At 73.3% G+C, this 19,355-nt stretch carries 15 protein-coding genes, 2 pseudogenes and 1 riboswitch; of the genes and pseudogenes, 8 read left to right on the top strand and 9 right to left on the bottom strand.

Annotated features, from left to right (window positions below; genetic code table 11):
* Positions 1 to 5 precede the first annotated feature (5 nt).
* Positions 6 to 2,771 carry an AAA family ATPase gene (locus ACFCY1_RS17925; RefSeq protein WP_375875185.1) on the bottom strand — a complete coding sequence of 922 codons (2,766 nt, stop codon included), beginning with the start codon at positions 2,769 to 2,771 and terminating at the stop codon, positions 6 to 8.
* A gap of 618 nt (positions 2,772 to 3,389) precedes the next feature.
* On the opposite strand from ACFCY1_RS17925, the gene ACFCY1_RS17920 reads away from it, so the two are divergent.
* From ACFCY1_RS17920 to ACFCY1_RS17910, 3 genes are all read left to right on the top strand, one after another.
* Complete coding sequence (locus ACFCY1_RS17920; protein ID WP_375875156.1) at positions 3,390 to 3,992, top strand: DUF1349 domain-containing protein; 603 nt, start codon at positions 3,390 to 3,392, stop codon at positions 3,990 to 3,992.
* Positions 3,993 to 4,184: 192 nt separating this feature from the next.
* The gene (locus ACFCY1_RS17915; RefSeq protein WP_375875155.1) at positions 4,185 to 4,526 is read left to right on the top strand and encodes a thioredoxin family protein; all 342 of its coding nucleotides are present in this window, start codon (positions 4,185 to 4,187) and stop codon (positions 4,524 to 4,526) included.
* A gap of 40 nt (positions 4,527 to 4,566) precedes the next feature.
* Positions 4,567 to 5,460: a class I SAM-dependent methyltransferase gene (locus ACFCY1_RS17910; RefSeq protein WP_375875154.1), complete on the top strand. Its 894-nt coding sequence runs from the start codon at positions 4,567 to 4,569 to the stop codon at positions 5,458 to 5,460.
* A gap of 130 nt (positions 5,461 to 5,590) precedes the next feature.
* Here the strand turns inward: ACFCY1_RS17910 and ACFCY1_RS17905 are convergent, their stop codons facing one another.
* On the bottom strand, positions 5,591 to 6,802 hold the full coding sequence (locus tag ACFCY1_RS17905) for an MFS transporter (protein ID WP_375875153.1): 1,212 nt from the start codon (positions 6,800 to 6,802) through the stop codon (positions 5,591 to 5,593).
* A gap of 390 nt (positions 6,803 to 7,192) precedes the next feature.
* Between ACFCY1_RS17905 and ACFCY1_RS17900 the strand changes: the two genes are divergently transcribed.
* On the top strand, positions 7,193 to 8,929 hold the full coding sequence (locus ACFCY1_RS17900) for an ABC transporter permease (protein ID WP_375875152.1): 1,737 nt from the start codon (positions 7,193 to 7,195) through the stop codon (positions 8,927 to 8,929).
* A 92-nt stretch (positions 8,930 to 9,021) separates the two neighbouring features.
* Complete coding sequence (locus ACFCY1_RS17895; protein ID WP_049650703.1) at positions 9,022 to 10,347, top strand: nitrate/sulfonate/bicarbonate ABC transporter ATP-binding protein; 1,326 nt, start codon at positions 9,022 to 9,024, stop codon at positions 10,345 to 10,347.
* A 19-nt stretch (positions 10,348 to 10,366) separates the two neighbouring features.
* Here ACFCY1_RS17895 and ACFCY1_RS17890 read toward each other — a convergent pair whose 3' ends face one another.
* Together ACFCY1_RS17890 and ACFCY1_RS17885 are read right to left on the bottom strand one after the other, a co-directional pair.
* Positions 10,367 to 10,738 (bottom strand): VOC family protein, encoded by a 372-nt coding sequence (locus ACFCY1_RS17890; protein ID WP_375875151.1) that lies wholly within the window; start codon positions 10,736 to 10,738, stop codon positions 10,367 to 10,369.
* Positions 10,739 to 10,802: 64 nt separating this feature from the next.
* Positions 10,803 to 11,570 carry an MgtC/SapB family protein gene (locus ACFCY1_RS17885; RefSeq protein WP_375875150.1) on the bottom strand — a complete coding sequence of 256 codons (768 nt, stop codon included), beginning with the start codon at positions 11,568 to 11,570 and terminating at the stop codon, positions 10,803 to 10,805.
* Positions 11,571 to 11,996: 426 nt separating this feature from the next.
* Positions 11,997 to 12,173: riboswitch (M-box (ykoK) riboswitch) on the bottom strand.
* Between the two features lie 172 nt (positions 12,174 to 12,345).
* On the opposite strand from ACFCY1_RS17885, the gene ACFCY1_RS17880 reads away from it, so the two are divergent.
* Positions 12,346 to 12,708, top strand: a complete 363-nt coding sequence (locus ACFCY1_RS17880; protein WP_375875149.1) for an alkylmercury lyase — start codon at positions 12,346 to 12,348, stop codon at positions 12,706 to 12,708.
* A gap of 181 nt (positions 12,709 to 12,889) precedes the next feature.
* Positions 12,890 to 14,149 carry an APC family permease gene (locus tag ACFCY1_RS17875; protein WP_375875148.1) on the top strand — a complete coding sequence of 420 codons (1,260 nt, stop codon included), beginning with the start codon at positions 12,890 to 12,892 and terminating at the stop codon, positions 14,147 to 14,149.
* Between the two features lie 49 nt (positions 14,150 to 14,198).
* Here the strand turns inward: ACFCY1_RS17875 and ACFCY1_RS17870 are convergent, their stop codons facing one another.
* The 4 genes and pseudogenes from ACFCY1_RS17870 to ACFCY1_RS17855 form a co-directional block, all read right to left on the bottom strand.
* Positions 14,199 to 14,834: a class I SAM-dependent methyltransferase gene (locus tag ACFCY1_RS17870; RefSeq protein WP_375875147.1), complete on the bottom strand. Its 636-nt coding sequence runs from the start codon at positions 14,832 to 14,834 to the stop codon at positions 14,199 to 14,201.
* A 140-nt stretch (positions 14,835 to 14,974) separates the two neighbouring features.
* Entirely contained in the window at positions 14,975 to 15,175 is a 201-nt protein-coding gene (locus tag ACFCY1_RS17865) for a ferredoxin (protein ID WP_375875146.1), read from the bottom strand.
* Positions 15,176 to 15,178: 3 nt separating this feature from the next.
* The gene (locus ACFCY1_RS17860) at positions 15,179 to 16,384 is read right to left on the bottom strand and encodes a cytochrome P450 (RefSeq protein ID WP_375875145.1); all 1,206 of its coding nucleotides are present in this window, start codon (positions 16,382 to 16,384) and stop codon (positions 15,179 to 15,181) included.
* A gap of 200 nt (positions 16,385 to 16,584) precedes the next feature.
* Positions 16,585 to 17,043 (bottom strand): annotated as a pseudogene (locus ACFCY1_RS17855) (transcriptional regulator); the annotation flags it as partial.
* Here ACFCY1_RS17855 and ACFCY1_RS17850 point away from each other — a divergent pair.
* Positions 17,033 to 17,416, top strand: a pseudogene (locus ACFCY1_RS17850) (SDR family oxidoreductase); the annotation flags it as partial. The pseudogenes ACFCY1_RS17855 and ACFCY1_RS17850 overlap by 11 nt on opposite strands.
* Before the next feature lie 126 nt (positions 17,417 to 17,542).
* Here ACFCY1_RS17850 and ACFCY1_RS17845 read toward each other — a convergent pair.
* Complete coding sequence (locus ACFCY1_RS17845; RefSeq protein WP_375875144.1) at positions 17,543 to 19,279, bottom strand: amidase; 1,737 nt, start codon at positions 19,277 to 19,279, stop codon at positions 17,543 to 17,545.
* Positions 19,280 to 19,355: the final 76 nt, after the last annotated feature.

Raw genomic sequence — 19,355 nt, 5'->3', positions numbered from 1 at the left:
GGGCATCAGACCTGCGCCGCGTCGGTCCGGCTCAACGCGTCGCGCAGTGCCGCCCGGGCCGTGATGCCCAGCTTGGGGAAGACGCGGTACAGGTGCGAGCTGACGGTACGCGGCGACAGGTGCATCCGCGCGCCGATCTCCTTGTTCGTCAGGCCGCCGGCGGCCAGGTCGGCGATGCGGCGTTCCTGCCAGGTCAGCGGGGCCACGGTCAGCGTCGGGACGCGGGGCGGGGCCCCGGTGGCGCGCAGTTCGGCCCGGGCCCGTTCGGTCCAGCCGGCCGCGCCCAGCCGCTCGAACACCTCGGCCGCCGGGACCAGGTACTGCCGCGCCGGGGCCGGGCCCTGGACGTGGCGCACCCGGATGCCGTGCGCCAGCCGGATCCGGGCCAGCTCGAACGGGAAGCGGGTGGCGTCCGGCTGGGATTCGGCGCGCGTGAACATCTCGGCGGCCTCCCGCTCGTCCTCGGCGGTCATCGCCAGCGCGCCGTAGGTGATCAGCCCCAGGCGGGGCGACACCTCCGGCAGACCGGCGTCGCGGGCGGCGAGGGCGTGCGCCCGGGCCTGGTCGACGCGTCCGGTGTGCCGGGCGGCCTCGACGAGATCGAGCAGGGTGCGCGAGGCCTGGTAGGCGTAGGGCCGGAACTTGCCCGGCTGGGTGATGCCGATGGCGTAGAGGTACGCGGTCTCGTAGTCGCCGGAGCTCAGCGCGGCGGTCGCGCCGGCGGCGTCGGCGACCTGGGTCAGGAATCCCAGTCCGCGCGGGCGGGCCCAGGCGTCCACCTCGGCCTGCAGGTCCCGGGCCCGCCCGACCTGTCCGCGCAGCGCCGCGAGCTGGGCCAGGTACGCGCGGCTCTGGGCGGCGAACAGCTGGTGGCCGTGCTCGGTCGCCAGGTCCAGGCCGCGTTGTCCGGTGTCCTCGGCCTCGGCCCATTCTCCGACCGTCAACTGGTCGAGCATGATCTGGTGCAGCATGACCATGCCGGTTGCCACGGCCCCGGTCTCCAACTCGCGGTCGACGACACGCTGCAGGTGGGGGCGGTAGTGGCTCAGGAGGTCGAGGTGGTACGCGGCCGCGCCGAACTGCGTGACGTCCCAGGGTTCCAGATCCGGCAGGGTCGCGGCGGCCTGTCGCACCGGCCCGGCGAAGCCGGCTCCGTGCCTGGTCACGTCGCTCCAGGTGCCGCTGTAGAGACGCGAGCGCCGGGTGAGGAGGCTGCCCAGGGAGGCGAGGAGTTCGTGCGTGCTCTCCCAGGCCGCGCGGTCCCCGCTGTACTGGCTGATCGTCAGGAGCAGGACCACCAGTCGGGTGAGGACCTCGTCAGGTTCGGCTTCGCCGACGGTCGACGCGACGGCCGACCCGCCGTCCCGGAGCTTCTCGATCGCGGCCGAGACCTGGCGGTGCGTGGAGCGGACGTCCCCGTCCTGGTGGAGCGCCCGGTAGGCGGCCGCCAGCACCGAGGCCGGCGACCCCGTCGAGCCGGGCGTGAGGTCCGCCTGGACCAGCCGGTGCGCCTGGCCGAGGCGGGCGGCGTGAGCGGCGACGAAGGCCGCGTCGGCCAGGCGCCGGGACCGGCCGGTGTGGGTCTCGCTGAGCTCGGCGGCCCGGGTCAGCCAGGCCACGGCCGCCAGCGCGCCGCCGCGCCGGGTCGCCGACTCGGCCGCCGCCTCCAGGATGTCGGCGACGTCCTCGTCCGGATCGACCGTTGCCGCCGCCAGGTGCGTCGCCCGGCGTTCGAGGTTCTCCCGGTGAACCTGTGCCAGCGCCAGGTGGGCGGCGCGGCGCTGGTTGGGAGTGGCCATCCGCACGACGGCGGACCGTACGAGCGGGTGCCGGAAGACGAGATCGCCGGTGACCACCTCGACGTCCAGCAGCCCCGCGGCCACCGCCGTGTCGGCGTCACGCATGCCGTAACGGGTGCCGGGGACGGTGTCGGTGCCGCTCGGGGCCCCGGCGCCGTCGAGCGCGCCCATCAGCAGCTCGGTCCGCACCCGCTCGTCGAGGGCGGCGATGCGGGTGCCGAACAGCCGTTGCAGCCGTCGGGGCAACGGCACGCCGTGCTGACCGATCAGGTCTTCGACCGGGAGATCGCTCGACCGGCCGGCGAAGTGGGCGGGCAGCTCCAGCAGGGCCAGCGGGTTGCCCCGGGCCCGCTCCAGGACGATCCGACGGACCTGTCGGCTCAGCTCCGGGTACCGGTGGTCCAGCAGGCGGGCCGCGTCCTCGTCGGTGAGGGCGGTGACCGGCAGTTCGGGCAGTGCGGCGGTGTCGAAGCGGGACGTGATGTCGCTGCAGACCGCGACCAGCATCTTCGCCGGGCCGCCGGCCAGGCGTCGGCCCACGAAGCCGCAGACGTCGGCGCTGGAGTCGTCCAGCCACTGCGCGTCGTCGAGGACCAGCAGCAGCGGCCGCTGCGCGGCGGAGAGCGACAGCAGGCTGAGCACGGCGATGCCGAGCGCCATGACCGACGGCGGATCGCCCCGCACTCCGCTGAACACGGCGTCGAACACCGCCCGGGTCCCGTCGTCCAGCCGCGCGACGTCGGTGAGCAGCGGATGGAGGACCTGGTGCAGCCCGGCATAGGGCAGCTCGGACTCCGCCTCGACACCGGCGGCCCGGATGACGACCTGGCTCTCCCGCTCCGCCAGCGCGGCGGCGTGGCTCAACAACGAACTCTTGCCGACCCCCGTCTCCCCCCGCAGGACCAGCGCCTGGCCCGTCGCGGCCGTCACGAACGCCGCGAGCTCCGCCTGCTCGTCCTCGCGGCCCACCATCGCCGTGGCGACGCCCCATCGCTGGAACCCGGTCATGTCCCCTTGCCCCTTCCTGATTTCGTTCCCACCGCGCGGCAGCTCCCGCAGCGCCGGCGGGTTGACGCGTGCTTCGACGACGATCGCGTCCCGCACGCGGGGGTGCACCGGACCGGGCGGCATCGAGTCGAGCAACGTCCGGGCGTCGTCGTCGCGGAGCCCGTCCACCCGTGGTTCCGGCAGGCCGGCAAGGCGTCCGGCGCTGGTCGGCGTGCGGGCCCCAGGGCGGTCGTGCCGACGCCGGAAGCCCCTGCCAACAGGCCCCACCCCCGTCAGCTCCTTCGCGGCCGTGGAAGCCGTGCGGCGTCCACCGACCACGATCCCGGGACCACGGGCCCGTCGAGCCAGTGTCGAACCCTGGCCAGTACCCTGGGCCGGGGGCGGCCGGTGTCCGGCACGGGCGCGGTGGGGCCGGCATCCTCCTGGCCCCCGGGGGCCTGCTGACGGGACGCCACGCCGACGCCCTCCACCACCCGTAGACGCCCGCCGCGCGACGGGTTCCCCTCGTGTCGACTGGCGCGGAGGAGTCCGGGGCCGACGAACACCGACCGAGCGCCCCATCCGCACAACGGAAGCAGAGACATGAGCGATCAGCACACCATCGGCTGGGACGACGCGACCTGGCTCAACCCTCCGCTGGACGCCGTCCACGACGGCTCCGGGCTGCTGGTCACCACCCGGGACCGCAGCGACTTCTGGCGCACCACCAGTTACGGCTTCGTCCGGGACGACGGGCACGCGCTGCTGACCCCCTTGCCGGACGCCAGCGCCGTCGAAGTGACCTTCGTCGCCGACTTCGACGCCCTCTACGACCAGGCCGGACTCATGGTCCGGGTGGACGAGCGGACGTGGATCAAGGCCGGCGTGGAGATGACGGACGGCGTCCCGCACCTGGGCGCCGTCGTCACCCGCGGCCAGTCCGACTGGTCCCTGGCCCCCGTGCCCGACTGGAACGGGCGCCACATCACCGTCCGGGCCAGCCGCGTCGGCGATGCCCTGACGATCCGGGCCCGTCGCGACGACGACCCGTGGCGCATGGTCCGGCTCGCCCCGCTGGCACCGGAGGCGGTGGCATCAGCCGGCCCGTTCTGCTGCTCCCCGCAGCGTGAGGGCCTTCAGGTACGGTTCACCGGCTTCCGTCAGGGGCCCGCCGACGCGTCGTTCCACGACCCGGCCGCATCGTAGACCGAGCGTGCCCCGGCCCCCGCACCTTCCCTGAACCAGGAACCATATTTGCGAAAACGGCAAGCCTGTTTGCCGCCTCCGCGATTGCGGGCGCACCCTCGGAGCTGAGGTTCGAGCGCCGCCCCGGTCCCGGTCCGGTCCCGCCGGGAGCGGCGCTCGTGCGCGAACGCACCGGAAGAGGAGAGCCCCGCCATGGCCGAAAAGTCCACCCGCTTCGTGGAGAGTGTCACCGAACAGACCTTCCCCGCCCGCGTGTTGAAGGCGGAGCGCCCCGTCCTGGTCCAGTTCTGGGCCGCGTGGTGCGGGCCGTGCATCAGGGTCACTCCCATCGTCGAGGCGTTGGCCGCCGAGCACGCGGGCGTCCTGGACGTCGTCAAGATCAACGTCGACGAGGAGCCCGGACTGGCGGAGCGGCACGGGGTCACGTCGATCCCCGCCTTCGTGGTCTACACCGACGGCGCCGTCGCCATGGTGTGGACGGGGGCCGCGCCGAAGCCGGTCCTGGAGCGCCAGCTCGCACCCTTCCTCCGCTGAGCGCGGACCCGGACCGACCCACGAAGGAAGGCATGGACTCATGAACCCGCATCACGACCAGGACCTCGGGTGGGACGCCTCCGGCGCGCTCCAGGAGCGCGAAGCCGGCGTGCACGCCCCCGCTCTCCTGCGGGCCGTGGAGTGGTTGCGGGGTCTGCTGCGGATCGGCGGCGGCGGACACGCCCCCGTCCACCGGGTGCTGGACGTCGGCAGCGGCCCGGGCGTGGTGACCTGCCTGTTGGCGCAGACCTTCCCGGACGCCGAGGTCGTTGCCGTCGACCGGTCGCCCGGCCTCCTGGAACAGGTCCGTTCGCGCGCGGCGGCGCAGGGGGTGGCGGACCGCGTCGTCACTCAACTGACGGACGTCAGCGGCGAGTTCGACGCGCTGGGTGCCGCCGACCTGATCTGGAGCCGTCACGGCGTCCAGCAGGTGGGGGACCAGCAGGCGGCACTGCGCTCCCTGGTCGCCTGCCTGCGGCCGGGCGGACTCCTCGCCGTCGCCGAGAGCGGGCTTCCCCCGCGCTTCCTGCCCCGCGACATCGGCACGGGGCGTCCGGGCTTGCAGGCCCGCCTGGACGCGGCCGCCGAGGATGCCTTCGGCGCGATGCGCGACCAACTGCCGGGCGTGGCCGCGACGGTGGAGGACTGGCCGGCCATGCTCGCCCGTGCCGGGCTCGTCCCCAGTGGGACGCGCAGCTTCTTCACCGATCTCACGTCCCCCCTCGGGATGTCGGCGCGGGAGTACCTGCACCTGCGTCTGACCCGGTTGCGCGACCGGATCGGTGACCGGCTGGATCCGGAGGACCGCGCGACGCTGGAGCAGCTCCTGGACAGCGACACGTCCGCGGGCATCCTCGGACGTCCCGACGCCTTCTACCTCACGGCCGACACCGTCCACACCGCCCGGCTGTGCCACGGCGGCGTTCGGCACTGAAACGCTCCTCACCGTGACGAGGCCGCAGCCCGGAAGCTGCGGCCTCGTCGCTCGTCGTGGCCGGTCCGGTCCGGTCCGGTCCGGTCCGGGCCCGGACCCGGTGTCGGCGTCGGTGACGCCAACGGGATCGTCAGCCGTTCTCGCAACGATCGGGAGCCGGGGCCGCGGGCCGCTCCATCTCGCGCAGTCGTGCGAACGGCGCGGCCGTGGCGAGAGCGAGAGCGATCGCTCCCATGAGCAGGAGGGCGAACCAGCCGCCGGACCTGTCGATGACGACTCCGGCCGCGGCGGACGCCAGCGAGGCGCCGAGGTTCACGGAGGTGTTGATCCAGGTCGACGCCTCCGTCCGGCCGGACTCCGGGACGACGGTGTCGGCGATGAGGTACCCGGTGATGAGGGAGGGGGCGAGGAAGAGGCCGACGAGGGCGAGGCCCACGGCGAAGAGACCGAGCGGGTGCAGCTGGGACACGAGCACCGCGGCGAGCCCCATGCCGGTGCACAGGGTGAACAGCCTCGCGCCGATTCCCGACGTGAGCTTCAGCTGCCCGTAGAGGAACCCGCCGAGGGCGCTTCCGCCGGCGAAGGCCGCCAGGAGCCAGCCCGAGGCCGCGACGGCGTCACGCTGCGCGGCGACGGCCGGCGCCGCGATCTCCGCGACGCCGAGCACGCCGCCGACGCCCACGAGGACGGTCAACACCCGTGCGAATCCCGGCTGCTGGAGCGGGCGGTCACCCCGAGCGACGCCCCCTCCGGTTCCGCGCAGCGCCCCCGACGACGCGCTGGACGTCATCGCCGCGGTGCCGAGGAAGACCGTGGCGGCGGTCACCCAGAGGCCGGTGGCGGGAGACGTGGCCACGATGACCGCGGTGATGACGACGGGACCGCCGACGAAGAGGAGCTCCTCGCACACCGCGTCGATGCTGAACGCCTTCGTCCGCTGGTCACCGGCGGTCGTGAGCGACGCCCAGATCATCCGCATCGCGGCCCCCAGGGGCGGCGCCGTCAGGCCGACCACCGCGCTGAGGACGAGGAACCAGGCATCCGCGACGCCCTCGGCTCCCGCGATGAGCGCGAGGGCGACGAACCCCGAGGCCTGGCCTGCCGCCATGGCGGTGAGTGCGATCCGCTGCCCGAGCCGGTCGACGGCCCGGGCGCGCCAGGGGGCGGCGACGACGTTGGCGATCCCGAACGTCGCTGTGGCGAAGCCGGCCTGGGAGTACGAACCCGTACTGGCCTGGACGGCGAGGAGGAGGGCCAGGCCGCCCATCGCGAGGGCGGACCGGGCGACCAGGGCGGGGAGGAAGGCGCGAAGCGCGCCGGGAAGGAGAAGCACTGCGAGCATGAGGAGGCTCCGATGATGCGCGGCCGGGGTCGTGTGCGCGGCCGCCGACGTCTGACGGTGATCGAAGTCCGGAGGGCATGGGGAACCGCACCCTCGACGGATCAGAACCTGGGCGGGAGGGACCCAGGACCGTCAGATGAACATCACGATGAACACCCGCGGAGCCTAACAGGCGGGTTGCGGAGACCGGCCGGAATTATCGCCCCGCCGGTGCCGCCCCGGTCCTCGACGTCGGCCTCGCGGCCTGAGACACCACCGGGCCCGGGCCCGGGGCATTGGTCCGTGCCGGTGAGCGGTCCCGTCGCGTGCCCGGGGATGGGCGGTCCGGCGGGCCGGGCGTGGTTCAGTGGCGCGGACGGCGGCGACCAGGGGTTTCGGAGGGTGGTGCGGATGTCGGGCGAGGGCGGGTTCCCTTCCCGCGGCGTGTGGCGGCGCCCGGCACTGCGCTGGGTGGACGTGCTGGTGACGGCGGCGCTGGTGGGGCTGCTGTACGGCCTGCTGCGGCTGGCCCCGTCGCTGGACGCGCCGTTCCTGCCGGAGCAGGCGCCGTCCAGGGTGTCGAGCGATCCGTCGGACCTGCCGTACTACGCGGTGCGGTCCCTGCTGCGGATGTTCGTGGGGCTCGTCGTCTCCGTGCTGTTCACCTTCGTCTACGCCACGGCCGCGGCGCGGATGCGGCGGGCGGAGAAGGTGCTGCTGCCGGTGCTGGACGTCCTCCAGTCGGTGCCCGTGCTGGGGTTCCTGTCGGTGACCGTGACCGCGTTCATCAACCTCTTCCCCGGTTCCACGCTGGGGCTGGAGTGCGCGTCGATCTTCGCGATCTTCACGTCGATGGCGTGGAACATGACGTTCGCCTTCTACGCTTCGCTGACCAGCCAGCCCGGGGAGCTGGACGAGGCGTCCCGGGTGATGCGGCTGACCAAGTGGCAGCGGTTCTGGCAGCTGGACGTGCCGGGCGGGATGATCCCGCTGGTGTGGAACGGGATGATGAGCTTCGGCGGGGCGTGGTTCTTCCTCGCCGCGTCCGAGTCGATCAGGGTCCTGGGGCACCAGTACGCCCTGCCGGGCATCGGGTCCTACGCCGCCGCCGCGATCCAGGAGGGGGACCTGGGGAAGGTGGGCATCGCGATCGCGGTGATGGTCGTGATGGTGGTCGGGGTGAACGTGCTGTTCTGGCGGCCGGTGGTGGCCTGGTCGGAGCGCTTCCGGGTGGAGGAGTCGGAGGCCGCCGAGCGGCCCCGCAGCGCCGTGCTGGACCTCCTGCGCCGCTCCAGCGTGCCGGAGCTGCTCGGACGGCCGCTGCGGCCGGTCGGCACGGCGCTCGACCGCGGCACCCGGGCCTTCGGCCTGGCCGAGCACCCGCTGGCCCCTCCGGCGGCGCGCGAGCGAACCGGGGACGTGTTCTTCGCGGGCGCGGTGACGGCCGTGGTGCTGCTCGGCACCTGGCGGGCCCTGGACTACGTCGACGCCACGGTCGGGCTGGGCGAGTTCGTCCACGCCCTGTGGCTGGGCGCGGTCACCTTCGGCCGGGTCGTGGTCCTGCTCGTCGCGGCGACCGTGGTGTGGGTGCCGATCGGTGTGTGGATCGGCATGAACCCCAAGGTCACCCGCTTCGCCCAGCCGGTGGTGCAGGTACTGGCGAGCTTCCCCGCGAACTTCCTCTTCCCCTTCGCCACGGTGCTCTTCGTGGCGGTGGGCATCTCGCTGAACGTCGGCGCGGTGCTGCTGATGGCCCTGGGCGCGCAGTGGTACATCCTGTTCAACGTCATCGCCGGCGCCTACGCGATCCCCTCCGACCTGCGCGAGGCGATGACCGGCTTCGGGGTGAGCGGGACGCTGCGGTGGCGCGCGTTCATCCTGCCGGCGGTCTTCCCGTACTACGTCACCGGCGGGATCACCGCGGCGGGCGGCGCGTGGAACGCCTCCATCGTCGCCGAGGTCGTCGACTACGGATCCCACCACCTGACCGCGACCGGGCTCGGCGCCTACATCACCGCCGCCACCGCCACCGGCGACTTCCCGAGGATCCTGGTCGGGATCAGCGTCATGAGCATCTACGTCGTCGCCCTCAACCGCCTGCTGTGGCGCAGGCTCTACCGGATCGCCGACACCCGCTACGCACTCTGACCGAGGGGCCGAGGGACCGAGAGACCGAGGGGCGGCGAGACAGCGGGACGGCGAGACAGAGGGACCGAGAGGCCGAGGACCGAGGGAGCGCGATGACCACCAGCACCGTCCACACCCCGATCGTCGAGGCGGTCGGCGTGACCAAGACCTTCACCACCCCCGACGGGCGGGCCCTGCCGGTGCTGGAGGACATCGGCCTGCGCCTGGTCGAGGGCGAGATCGTCGCCCTGCTCGGCAAGTCCGGCTCCGGCAAGTCCACCCTGCTGCGCTGCCTGGCCGGCCTGATCGCCCCGTCGTCCGGCACCGTCTCCTACCGGGGCGATCCGCTCACCGCCGCCAACCCCGGGGTGGCGATGGTCTTCCAGTCGTTCGCGCTGCTGCCGTGGCTGACGGTCCAGCAGAACGTCGAACTCAGCCTGCGGGCCCGCGGGGTGGGGGAGGAGGAGCGGCGCCGACGGGCGCTGGACGCGATCGACCTGATCGGTCTGGACGGCTTCGAGGGCGCCTACCCCAAGGAGCTGTCCGGAGGCATGCGGCAGCGGGTCGGGTTCGCCCGGGCCCTGGTGGTCGAGCCGGACGCGCTGTTCATGGACGAACCGTTCTCCGCGCTGGACGTGCTGACCGCCGAGAACCTGCGCTCCGAGCTGGTGGGCCTGTGGGAAGGGCACGAGGCGCCGGTCAAGGCGATCCTGATCGTCACCCACAACATCGAGGAGGCGGTGCTGCTCGCCGACCGGATCCTGGTGCTCTCCTCCAACCCCGGGCGGATCCGCGCCGAACTCACGGTGGACCTGACCCGGCCCCGCGACCGTCGCACCCCGCAGTTCGAGGCGCTGGTCGACACGGTCTACGGCATCCTCACCGGGCGGGAGGAGGGCGCGGCCGCCGGCGCCGGACCGGCCGCCCGTCCGGTCGAGACCCCGATCACCGTCCCGCTGCCGCAGGCGAGCGTGGGCGGCCTCGCCGGCCTGCTGGAGATCCTGCTCGCGATGGGCGGGGAGGAGAGCCTCGCGGAGATCGCCGACGAGCTCAACTTCGAGGTGGACGACCTCCTGCCGATCGTGGACGCCGCCGTCCTGCTGGGCCTGGCCACCACCATGGCCGGCCGGATCGCGGTCACCGGCGTCGGCCGGGAGTTCGCGGCCGCCGACATCCTCGCCAGCAAGCAGCTCTTCGCCCGGCTGGCCGCCCGCCGTGCCCCGCTGGTGCGCGCCATCGTCCAGTCCCTGGCGGCCACCGAGGACCACACCCTGCGCGAGGGCCTCTTCCTCGACCTGCTGCGGCGCGGCTTCGACCCGGTCGGCGCGCGCCGGCAGCTGGAGACCGCCATCGACTGGGGTCGGTACGCGGAGCTGTACGACTACGACGCCGACGACGCCGAGTTCGAGCTCGAACCCGGGGCGGAAGCCGCGCTGTGACGCGCCCGGCCCCGTCCGGTCAGGGGGCCGCGGCTTCGACGAACTCCAGGAGGTTGCCCACGGGGTCGGTGGTGTAGAAGCGGCGCTGGGGCGGCAGGCTGTCGTCCCAGACCACGTGCGCGCCGAGTTCGGCGAGCCGGTGGGCGAAGTCGTCGATCTCGCAGACCGCGAGGCCGAGGTGGGCCTTGGTACTGGGGCGGAAGCGCTCCTCGACGCCGAGGTAGAGCCGGACCCGGCCGCCGTCGGCGGCGAACCAGCAGCCGCCGCGGCCGGTCAGCGGCCCGGGCTTGGGCAGCTCCGCCATCTGGAGGACGTCGCCGTAGAAGGCGCGCAGCAGTGCCTCGCTGCCGGGTGGTGCGGAGAGCTGGACGTGGTCGAGGGCCGTGATCACTGCGGTGTCCTCTCGGTCGGGGTGGTCGGGGTGGTTTCGACGGGCGGCCGGGTGCGGGCCGTACTCAGGCGAGTGCCGGCTCCGCGGCTGTCGTCGGGTGCCCGGCTGTCGGCTGCTCGGCGGCGTCGCGGCCGTCGTCGAGGTGCCAGTGCAGGTCGCGTACGCCGGGCTCCAAGGACAGCCGGGTGACGACCTGTTCGAGCGCCGGGGCGATCTGTCGGGCGATCGCGACGGTGGCCCGCAGGCTGGTGGCGTCGCCGTTGTCGGTGCGGCGGGCGCGCAGGCCGGTGGGGGCGAGTCCGGAGGCGGCGAGGGCTTGGAGCAGCAGGGCCCGGATGTGGGTCTCGGACTTGCGGTCGCATTCCAGGTGGACGGTGGCGCGGGTGGTGGAGTCGGGGTCGCTGCCGGCCTGCGGGGCCCGGTCGAGGAGTCGGCCGGCGGGGCGCAGGACCAGGTGGACGACGAGGACGGCGAGTGTGCCGAGGACGGCGAACCGCAGTTTGCCGGAGGCGGCAAGCACTCCGACGGCGGCCGAACACCAGAGTGTGGCGGCGGTGTTGAGGCCGCGTACGCCGGCGCCGTCGCGCAGGATGACGCCGCCGCCGAGGAAGCCGATGCCGGAGACGACGTAGGAGGCGACCCGGGTGGGGCTGGCGGCGTCGCCGACGGCCTCGCTGTAGAGCACGAACAGGGTGGCGCCGGCGGCGACCAGGGCGTTGGTGCGCAGGCCGGCCATCCGGGCCCGCCACTGGCGTTCGACGCCGATCAGCGCGCCGCAGGCGACGCCGGTGGCGAGCCGTACCAGGAAGTCGACGGTGGTCAGGGTGTGCACGACGGCACCTCCTTCACGGGAGGAGGGGTACGGACGGTGGCACGCGGCCGGCGCCCCCGGCGCGGTGGGTCAGCCGCCCGGGGCGGTCCGGACGATCGTGATGACGACCAGGACCGTCACGATCGGCGGGTAGGTGCGCAGGGCACCCGTGCCGATATCGCAACCGGTGGAGACCGCGCTGCGCGCTGCGAGGACGCGACGCCGCAGGGCACAGCGAAGCCGTCGGGCGGGCGTGACGCAGCGGCGCGTGTGCGCGCGGGGAAGGTGGCTACCGCGTGCCGGAGGTGTACGAGGGCAGGCGCGGGAAGGGCCGACTGTGGCCCGGACTACTGCAATCCATGTCTCTCGCCTCCTCCCGGTCGACGCACCCCGTGGTGCGTGTGATCGACACGGCAAGGAGTTCGCCGGCGCGCGGAAACAGCGGCCGACTCACCCCAACTCGTCAGAGCTTTGGCACTCCACGGCGTGTCCGGCCGCATAGGCCGGAAGCCACTTCGGATCAACCCTTAGGTCGGGAGGATCTGTCCTAACCCTGGGCGTCTCTCGACGTCGTCGGATCAGTGGCCTGTGTCCGTGAAGAAGCCTCACCGAACGAGGTGCCTTCTTCAAACCTCGAAAAGCATAGTCCTCCGCCCCGGGCATACTTGCGTACTTGGTAGAATCTTTACCTTTCGGCTCATGCGGAGAGTGGGGGCACGTGACGGCCGCCTGACCCCTCACCTCGCCAATCCCGGGCACCCACCGCGCCGGGCGGTGATCCGGTCTAGCGTGAACGGTGCTGACGACGAGGACGAAGGAGGTGGCGGCCGTGCGGCTGGAGATGCTGACGGTTCCGCGGTGCCCGAACGAGTCGGTGCTGGCGGAGCGGCTCGCCGTGGTGCTGGCCGACCTGCCGGGCGTCGGGCTGGTGCGGCACGTGGTCGAGGACCAGGAGGACGCCGAACGCCTGGGCATGCACGGCTCGCCCACCCTGCTGGTCGACGGGAACGACCCGTTCGCCGCCCCCGGAACACCGCCGAGCGTGTCCTGCCGGCTCTACCGGAGCGCGGACGGCCGGGTGGACGGGGCGCCGAGTGTCGAGGAGCTGCGGCGGGTGCTCGGTGTTCCGGCTCGGTCCGCCACCCGCGAGGTCGGATGACGTGCTCCGCGGGGACCGACCCGCGGGCTCGTGCCGACTCACGGTGAGGCGTCCTGGCTCGCGGGCGGTGGCCAGGCCTCGCCTCGGTCCGGTCCGCGAGGCCGGCTCGACACCTTGCTCCTATAGCGTGCGCCGGAACCGAAGTCCGGAACGGCCGTGCGCCGTGGTCGAGGAGCGAGCGATGGGGACACCGGCAGCGGCCCGGGCCGGGGAGCTGGGGCGCCACCTGGGCGTGTTCGACGCCGTGGTGATCGGGCTCGGGTCGATGATCGGCGCGGGGATCTTCGCCGCGCTCGCGCCGGCCGCCGGCGCGGCCGGGTCCGGCCTACTGCCGGGCCTCGCGCTGGCCGCGGTGGTGGCGTACTGCAATGCCACCTCCTCGGCCCGGCTGGCCGCCCGCTACCCGGAGTCCGGCGGCACCTACGTCTACGGCCGTGAGCGGCTCGGCGAGTTCTGGGGCTACCTGGCGGGCTGGGGCTTCGTGGTCGGCAAGACCGCCTCCTGTGCGGCGATGGCCCTCACGGTGGGCTCCTACGTGTGGCCCGGACAGGCGCACGCGGTCGCGGTCGCCGCAGTGGTGGTGCTGACCGCGGTGAACTACGTCGGCGTGCGGAAGTCCGCGTGGCTGACCCGGGGGATCGTCGCCGTCGTCCTGGCGGTGCTCGCCGCCGTGGTCACCGCCTGCCTGACCGGCCCCGCCGCCGAGGGCGCTCGGCTCGCCGTCGGTGCGGACGCGACCTTCGGCGGGGTGCTCCAGGCCGCCGGCCTGCTGTTCTTCGCGTTCGCCGGCTACGCGCGCATCGCCACCCTCGGCGAGGAGGTCCGCGACCCGAAACGGACCATCCCCCGAGCGATCCCCACCGCGCTCGCCATCACGCTCGTCGTCTACGCCGCCGTCGCCGTGGCCGTGCTCGCCGTGCTCGGGCCCGACCGGCTCGCCCACACCGCCGCACCGCTCACCGAGGCCGTGCGTGCCGCCGGCGTCCCCGCGCTCGCCCCGGTCGTGCGCGCCGGGGCGGCCGTCGCGGCGCTCGGCTCGCTGCTCGCGCTGATCCTCGGGGTCTCGCGCACCACCCTGGCGATGGCCCGCGACCGGCACCTGCCCCACGTCCTGGCCGCCGTCCACCCGCGCTTCCGGGTGCCGCACCGCGCCGAGCTCGCGGTCGGCGCGGTGGTCGCGGTCCTGGCCGCCACCACGGACGTCCGCGGCGCGATCGGCCTCTCCTCCTTCGGTGTGCTGGCCTACTACGCCATCGCGAACGTGTCCGCCTGGACCCTCACCCCCGTGAAGGGCCCCGTGCGGATCGTGCCCGTCGTCGGCGCCGTCGGCTGCGTGCTCCTGGCCTTCGCCCTGCCGCCCTCCTCGGTCCTGTGGGGAGCCGCGGTGATCGCGGCCGGTGCCGCCGCCTACTGCCTGCGCAGGGCCGCCGCCCGCGCCTGACGGACGGGAGCACCGTCCCGGCGGCTGGGCAGGGCCCCGGGAGGTGGCGTTACGCCTGGGCGCGACTCAGGACCCAGACGCCGTAGGCGTCGTTCGCGGGGTGCAGCTGGTAGGTGCCGGCCCGCAGGTCGACGCGCAGTCCGGCGGCGGCCAGGTCCGCCTCGAACTCCGCCGCCGGGTAGGTGCGGGCGTGCGGCGGCGGGTCCTGGAGGTGGAAGCCGACCAGGATCCGGCCGTTCTCGCCGAGCACGTCGCGCATCGCGCCCAGCGCCCTGCGCTCCGTGTCCTCGGCGAGGAAGACGATGACGTTGCCCACGCAGACGACCAGGTCGAACGGGCCGTCGTCGGGGCCGAGGTCGAGGATGTCGCGCTCCTCGATCGCCAGCCCGGGGTAGGTCTCCCGGGCCTGGTGGACCAAGGCCGGGTCGGGCTCGATCGCGACCACGTCGTGCCCCCGCCGCAGCAGCGCCGCGGCGACCCGGCCCATGCCGGCGCCGGCGTCGAGCACCCGGGCGCCGCGCGGCAGGAGGGTGTCGGCGAGCCGGGCCTCACCGTCGACGTCCTCGCCGGCGGAGATGAGGTCGGCGAACCGCTTGCCGTAGTTCCCGCTCTGCCCCGCCTCCTGCCAGCGGGTTCGCCGCGTCGTCGGTATGGGCTCTCCGTGCGGCGGCGTGGTGCTGTTCATGTCCCGCATCCTAAGGCGAGACCGTCGGCGCTGGTCACGGCCACCGAACGCCCGGCCGCGGGCCCTGGCGCCGCAGGCCCTCCCCGGGCCTCCGGCTCCGCGAGACGACCGGGCGATCATGTGTCGGACCGGCCCGGCCGTCACAGCTCGGCCGACAGGCTGATCGCCGAGGCGGGGCACAGGGCGACCGCCTCGCGCACCGCGTCCAACGCCTCGGCGGGAGGCTCGGGTTGCCGTACGACCGAGGTGCCGTCGTCCTCGCGCTGGTCGAAGACCTCGCCGGCCGTGAGGGCGCACATTCCGGAGCCGATGCAGCGGTCGAGGTCCACGGTGATCCTCATCGGTCACACGTCCCAGGTGACGGGGAGGCTCTTCACCCCGTAGATGTCCGCGAGCTCCGGGCGCAGGGCGACCTCCTCGGGCGGTACGGCCAGCCGCAGCGTGGGGAAGCGGCCGAGCAGCGCGGGGAAGGCGACCCGCATCTCGATGCGGGCCAGCTGCTGGCCCAGGCACTGGTGGATGCCGTGGCCGAAGGCCAGGTGTCCGCCGTCCTGCCTGCTCAGGTCGAGCACGTGGGGATCGGGGAAGCGCTCGGGGTCGCGGTTGGCGGTGTTGAACGAGAGGATCAGCCGGTCGCCGGCCTTGACGGTCCGGCCGCCGAGTTCGACGTCCTCCAGGGCCGTCCGCATGAAGGTCTTGGCGACGCTCAGGTAGCGCAGCAGCTCCTCCACGGCCCGGTCGGCGAGCGCGGGATCGGCGCGCAGCGCGGCCAGTTGGTCCGGGGTGCGCAGCAGCGCGAAGGTGCCGAGGGCCAGCATGTTCGCGGTGGTGTCGAGACCGGCGGCGAGCAGGATCAGGCTGATCCCCTTCAGCTCCTCGTCGGTCAGGTCGCTGTCGGTGAGGTCGCTGAGCACGTCGTCGGTGGGGTTGGCGCGTTTGGCGGCCACCAGTTCCGCCAGGTACTCCTGGGTCGCGGCGTAGGCCGCCATGAGGTCCTCGTCGCTGGTCTCCCCGTTCATGAACGAGTCGACCTGCTCCTGGAAGGAGCCCCGGTCCTCGTACGGCACCCCGAGCAGTTCGCAGATCACGATGGCGGGGATGGGCTTGGCGAACGCGGTCACCAGGTCCGTCGGAGGCCCGGCGGCCTCCATGGCGTCCAGGCGGGCGGCGGTGACCTTCTCGATGCGCTCGGTGAGCAGCCGCATGCGCCGGACGGTGAACTTGCCCGTCAGGGGCTTGCGGTAGCGGCTGTGCTGGGGCTCGTCCATGAGGACGAACTCCCCGGGCGGCGCCGGCGGGATCTGGAAGTCGCCGTAGTCGATGGTCGGGTGGAGCATCAGGTCCTTGCGCGAGCTGAACCGGGTGTCGGCCAGCACCGCCCGGACCAGGTCGTAGCCGGTGACCAGCCAGCCGGGCTGCCCGCCGGGGAAGGTGTAGCGGCTCATCGGCCCGTGCCGGCGGGCGTCGATCAGCTCGGCGGGCGGGTCGAAGGGACAGCCGGGGCGGCGCGCCGCCGGCATGGTCGTGACGGTGTGCGGGGATTCCCCCATGGCCGTGCCTCGTTTCGCGTTGCCGCACGTTCGGATAACTGGAAAGCTACGACTTTTCCTGACGTGGCGTCAATCGCATGAAAGGCATTGTGCCAGCTCAACGGCGGTAAACTGATGCAATGACGCTGGGGTCGAACGCAACGGAACGTTGCAATGGATGAAGGTTAAGGCAAATCCGCCGGGGGTCGCGGGGCAGGCTGTCACCCGGCGGACCGGTAGGCGCGGTTCGCTGTGGCGTGCACGGAGCCGAGCAGGCCGAGTGCCTCGGCGCTGGGGCTGCCGGGTTCGGCATGGTAGATGATCAACTGCTGGCCGGGGGCGTCCCGCACGTCGAACGCGTGATGGGTGAGGGTCATGCCGCCGACGTCCGGGTGGTGGACGTGCTTGTGTTCGCGGGTCTTGCCGCGCACGGTGTGGGTGTTCCACAGCCGGGCGAAGTCCATGCTGCGCGTGCTGAGTTCGCCTACGAGAGCCCGTAGGCGCGGACTGCCCGGGTCGACGCCGGACGCCTGGCGCAGGTGTCCCACCACCGTCTCCGCCGTCCGGTCCCATCGGGGGTGGAACGGTCGACCTGCCGGGTCGAGGAAGACCATGCGGGCCAGGTTGTCCATCGCTTCGAAGGGGGAGTACAGGGCCTCGGCCAATGCGTTGGCGGCCATCTCCGCCGCCTTGTCCGTGCTGCGCGCCCAGGGCGGCGGGCACATCGTGAACATCGCCTCCGTCGGTGCGCACGAGGTCTCTCCCACCGCCGCCGTGTACTGCGCCACCAAGTTCGCGGTCCGTGCGATCTCCGAGGGCCTGCGTCAGGAGTCCGCCGGTGACGTCCGGGTCACGCTGGTCTCGCCGGGCGTCACGGAGTCCGAACTCGCCGACGGCATCGCGGACCCGGCCGCCCGGGCGGCCATGCGGACCTACCGCGCCGTGGCCCTGCCGGCCTCCGCGATCGCGGACGCCGTCGCCTACGCGATCTCCCAGCCGCCGTACGTCGACGTGAACGAGATCGTCGTACGACCCGCGGCGAGCGTCCAGTGACGGAAGGAAAGGGCCAAAGAGGCCGCCTCCACCCTCTGGTGGAAACGGCCTCTCCGGTCTGTGGAATCGCGGTCGGGAAGGTGTAAACCCGCCAATTCCTCGGTGTCTTGACGGTCCGTCAGGTCATCAGACGGCCGGAAGGCGCGGGGTGCGCGGCGGCTCCGTGCGGCGGTGTCCGGTCGACTCGAAGGCGGCGGCGAGCTGGAGCAGGCTGTTGTCGTCGTAGGCGCGGCCCGCGAAGGTCAGCCCGACGGGCATGCCGGTGTCCGCCATGGTGCCCATGGGTACGGTGACCGTCGGGATGCCGAGGTGGCGGGGGGCGAGGTTGCCGTTGGCGACCCAGACGCCGTTGCGCCAACCGAGGTCGGCGGAGGCCTCGTTCACGTCCATGTCCGCGGGGCCGACGTCGGCGACGGTGGGGAAGACCACGGCGTGCAGGCCGAGTTCGTCCATCCACGTCTCCAGGTCGATCCGGCGGGTCTCCTCCAGGCCGCGCAGGCCTTCCTCGAGGTGCGGCATCTCGGAGATCGACGCGTAGGGGTGGTCGCGCACCAGCCGCGGGTAGTCGGCGATCCCGTCGTCGAAGCCGGCGTAGCGGTCCGGCAGTTCGCCGGGGTGCTTGGGCCAGATGAGCGCGCCGTCGACCTCGGCGAGGGTCGCCAGCGCGGGGTCCCCGTTGGCGCGCAGGAAGTCGTCCCAGGCCCAGGCGGAGAGGTCGAGGATCTCGTGGGTGAGGAAGTCGCGGCCGACCAGGCCTCGGGTGAGGAGCGACGGCGCGCCGGGGCGGTCCGACTCGTAGTTGGTCACCACGGGGAAGTCGACCTCGACGACCTCGGCGCCGGCGGCCTCCAGGTCGCGGCGGGCGGCCTGCCACAGGGCGATCACCGAGGCGCGGGTGTCGATCGGCTGCCCGGTCTGGCCGCCGATGCCGCCGTCGGGGTTGGTGCCGGCGTCGGGGTCGGCGTTGATGTACATCCGGGGGACGCCGACGCGCCGCCCGGCGAGCGTCGCGCGCGCCGCTGCCGCGTCCGCGGGGGCCAGCGCCGGGTAGGAGGCCGGACGGACCTGGGACGGCGCGGGCAGCGGGATCCAGGGCTGGGCGCGCCACAGGTCGCCGCGGGTGTCCGGGTCGTCGGCGACGATGACGTCGAGCAGTTCGAGCAGGTCGGCCATGGTGCGGGTGTGGGGGACGACGACGTCCATGGTCGGGACGAGCGGCCAGTTGCCGCGCACCGAGATCACGCCGCGGCTGGGCGTGTAGGCGCACAGCGCGTTGTTGGAGGCGGGGGCCCGGCCCGAGGACCAGGTCTCCTCACCGAGGCCGAAGGCGCCGAACGAGGCGGCCGTGGCGGTGCCGGAGCCGTTGGAGGAGCCGGAGCCGTAGGCGCTGGTCAGCCAGTCGGCGCTGTACGGGCTCTCCGCGCGGCCGTACACGCCGCGCTGCATGCCGCCGTTGGCCATCGGCGGCATGTTGGTCAGGCCGATGAGCACGGCCCCGCCGGCGCGCAGGCGCTCGATGGCGAAGGCGTCGCGCTGGGCCATGAGGTGCTCGAAGGCCGGTGAGCCGGCGGCGGCGGTGAGGCCCTCGGCGAGGTAGCTGTCCTTGGCGGTGTAGGGGATGCCGTCGAGGGGGCCGAGGGTCTCGCCGCGGGCGCGGCGGGCGTCGGAGGCCTCGGCCTCGGCGCGGGCGCGGGGGTTCGTCACGACCAGCGCGTTGAGCGCGGTGGCGGTGCCGGGCCGGTCGTAGGCGTCGATCCGGGCGAGATAGGCGTCGAGCAGGCCGACCGCGGTGGTCTCGCCCTTCTCCAACGCCGCGCGCAGGTCGGCGATACCGGTCTCGACGACGTCGAATGCGCGTGTCATGCGGGTGCCTCCAGGGTTTTCGGTTGAACGGTCCGAGGTGTCGGGCCTCGAAGGTGCGGCGCTGGGCCGCTGGTGG

Origin of the sequence: Kitasatospora sp. NPDC056273 (genome assembly GCF_042268845.1) — a bacterium.
GTDB lineage: Bacteria > Actinomycetota > Actinomycetes > Streptomycetales > Streptomycetaceae > Kitasatospora.
Note: the sequence above shows the minus strand (reverse complement) of the source record. Positions and strands in the feature narration are given on the sequence as shown.

Excerpts from the sequence above, each read along its gene's own strand:
- ACFCY1_RS17925 (WP_375875185.1), bottom strand. The coding sequence starts at position 2,771 with ATGGTGGGCCGCGAGGACGAGCAGGCGGAGCTCGCGGCGTTCGTGACG.
- ACFCY1_RS17920 (WP_375875156.1), top strand. The coding sequence starts at position 3,390 with ATGAGCGATCAGCACACCATCGGCTGGGACGACGCGACCTGGCTCAAC.
- ACFCY1_RS17915 (WP_375875155.1), top strand. The coding sequence starts at position 4,185 with ATGGCCGAAAAGTCCACCCGCTTCGTGGAGAGTGTCACCGAACAGACC.
- ACFCY1_RS17910 (WP_375875154.1), top strand. The coding sequence starts at position 4,567 with ATGAACCCGCATCACGACCAGGACCTCGGGTGGGACGCCTCCGGCGCG.
- ACFCY1_RS17905 (WP_375875153.1), bottom strand. The coding sequence starts at position 6,802 with ATGCTCGCAGTGCTTCTCCTTCCCGGCGCGCTTCGCGCCTTCCTCCCC.
- ACFCY1_RS17900 (WP_375875152.1), top strand. The coding sequence starts at position 7,193 with ATGTCGGGCGAGGGCGGGTTCCCTTCCCGCGGCGTGTGGCGGCGCCCG.
- ACFCY1_RS17895 (WP_049650703.1), top strand. The coding sequence starts at position 9,022 with ATGACCACCAGCACCGTCCACACCCCGATCGTCGAGGCGGTCGGCGTG.
- ACFCY1_RS17875 (WP_375875148.1), top strand. The coding sequence starts at position 12,890 with ATGGGGACACCGGCAGCGGCCCGGGCCGGGGAGCTGGGGCGCCACCTG.
- ACFCY1_RS17870 (WP_375875147.1), bottom strand. The coding sequence starts at position 14,834 with ATGAACAGCACCACGCCGCCGCACGGAGAGCCCATACCGACGACGCGG.
- ACFCY1_RS17865 (WP_375875146.1), bottom strand. The coding sequence starts at position 15,175 with ATGAGGATCACCGTGGACCTCGACCGCTGCATCGGCTCCGGAATGTGC.
- ACFCY1_RS17860 (WP_375875145.1), bottom strand. The coding sequence starts at position 16,384 with ATGGGGGAATCCCCGCACACCGTCACGACCATGCCGGCGGCGCGCCGC.
- ACFCY1_RS17845 (WP_375875144.1), bottom strand. The coding sequence starts at position 19,279 with ATGACACGCGCATTCGACGTCGTCGAGACCGGTATCGCCGACCTGCGC.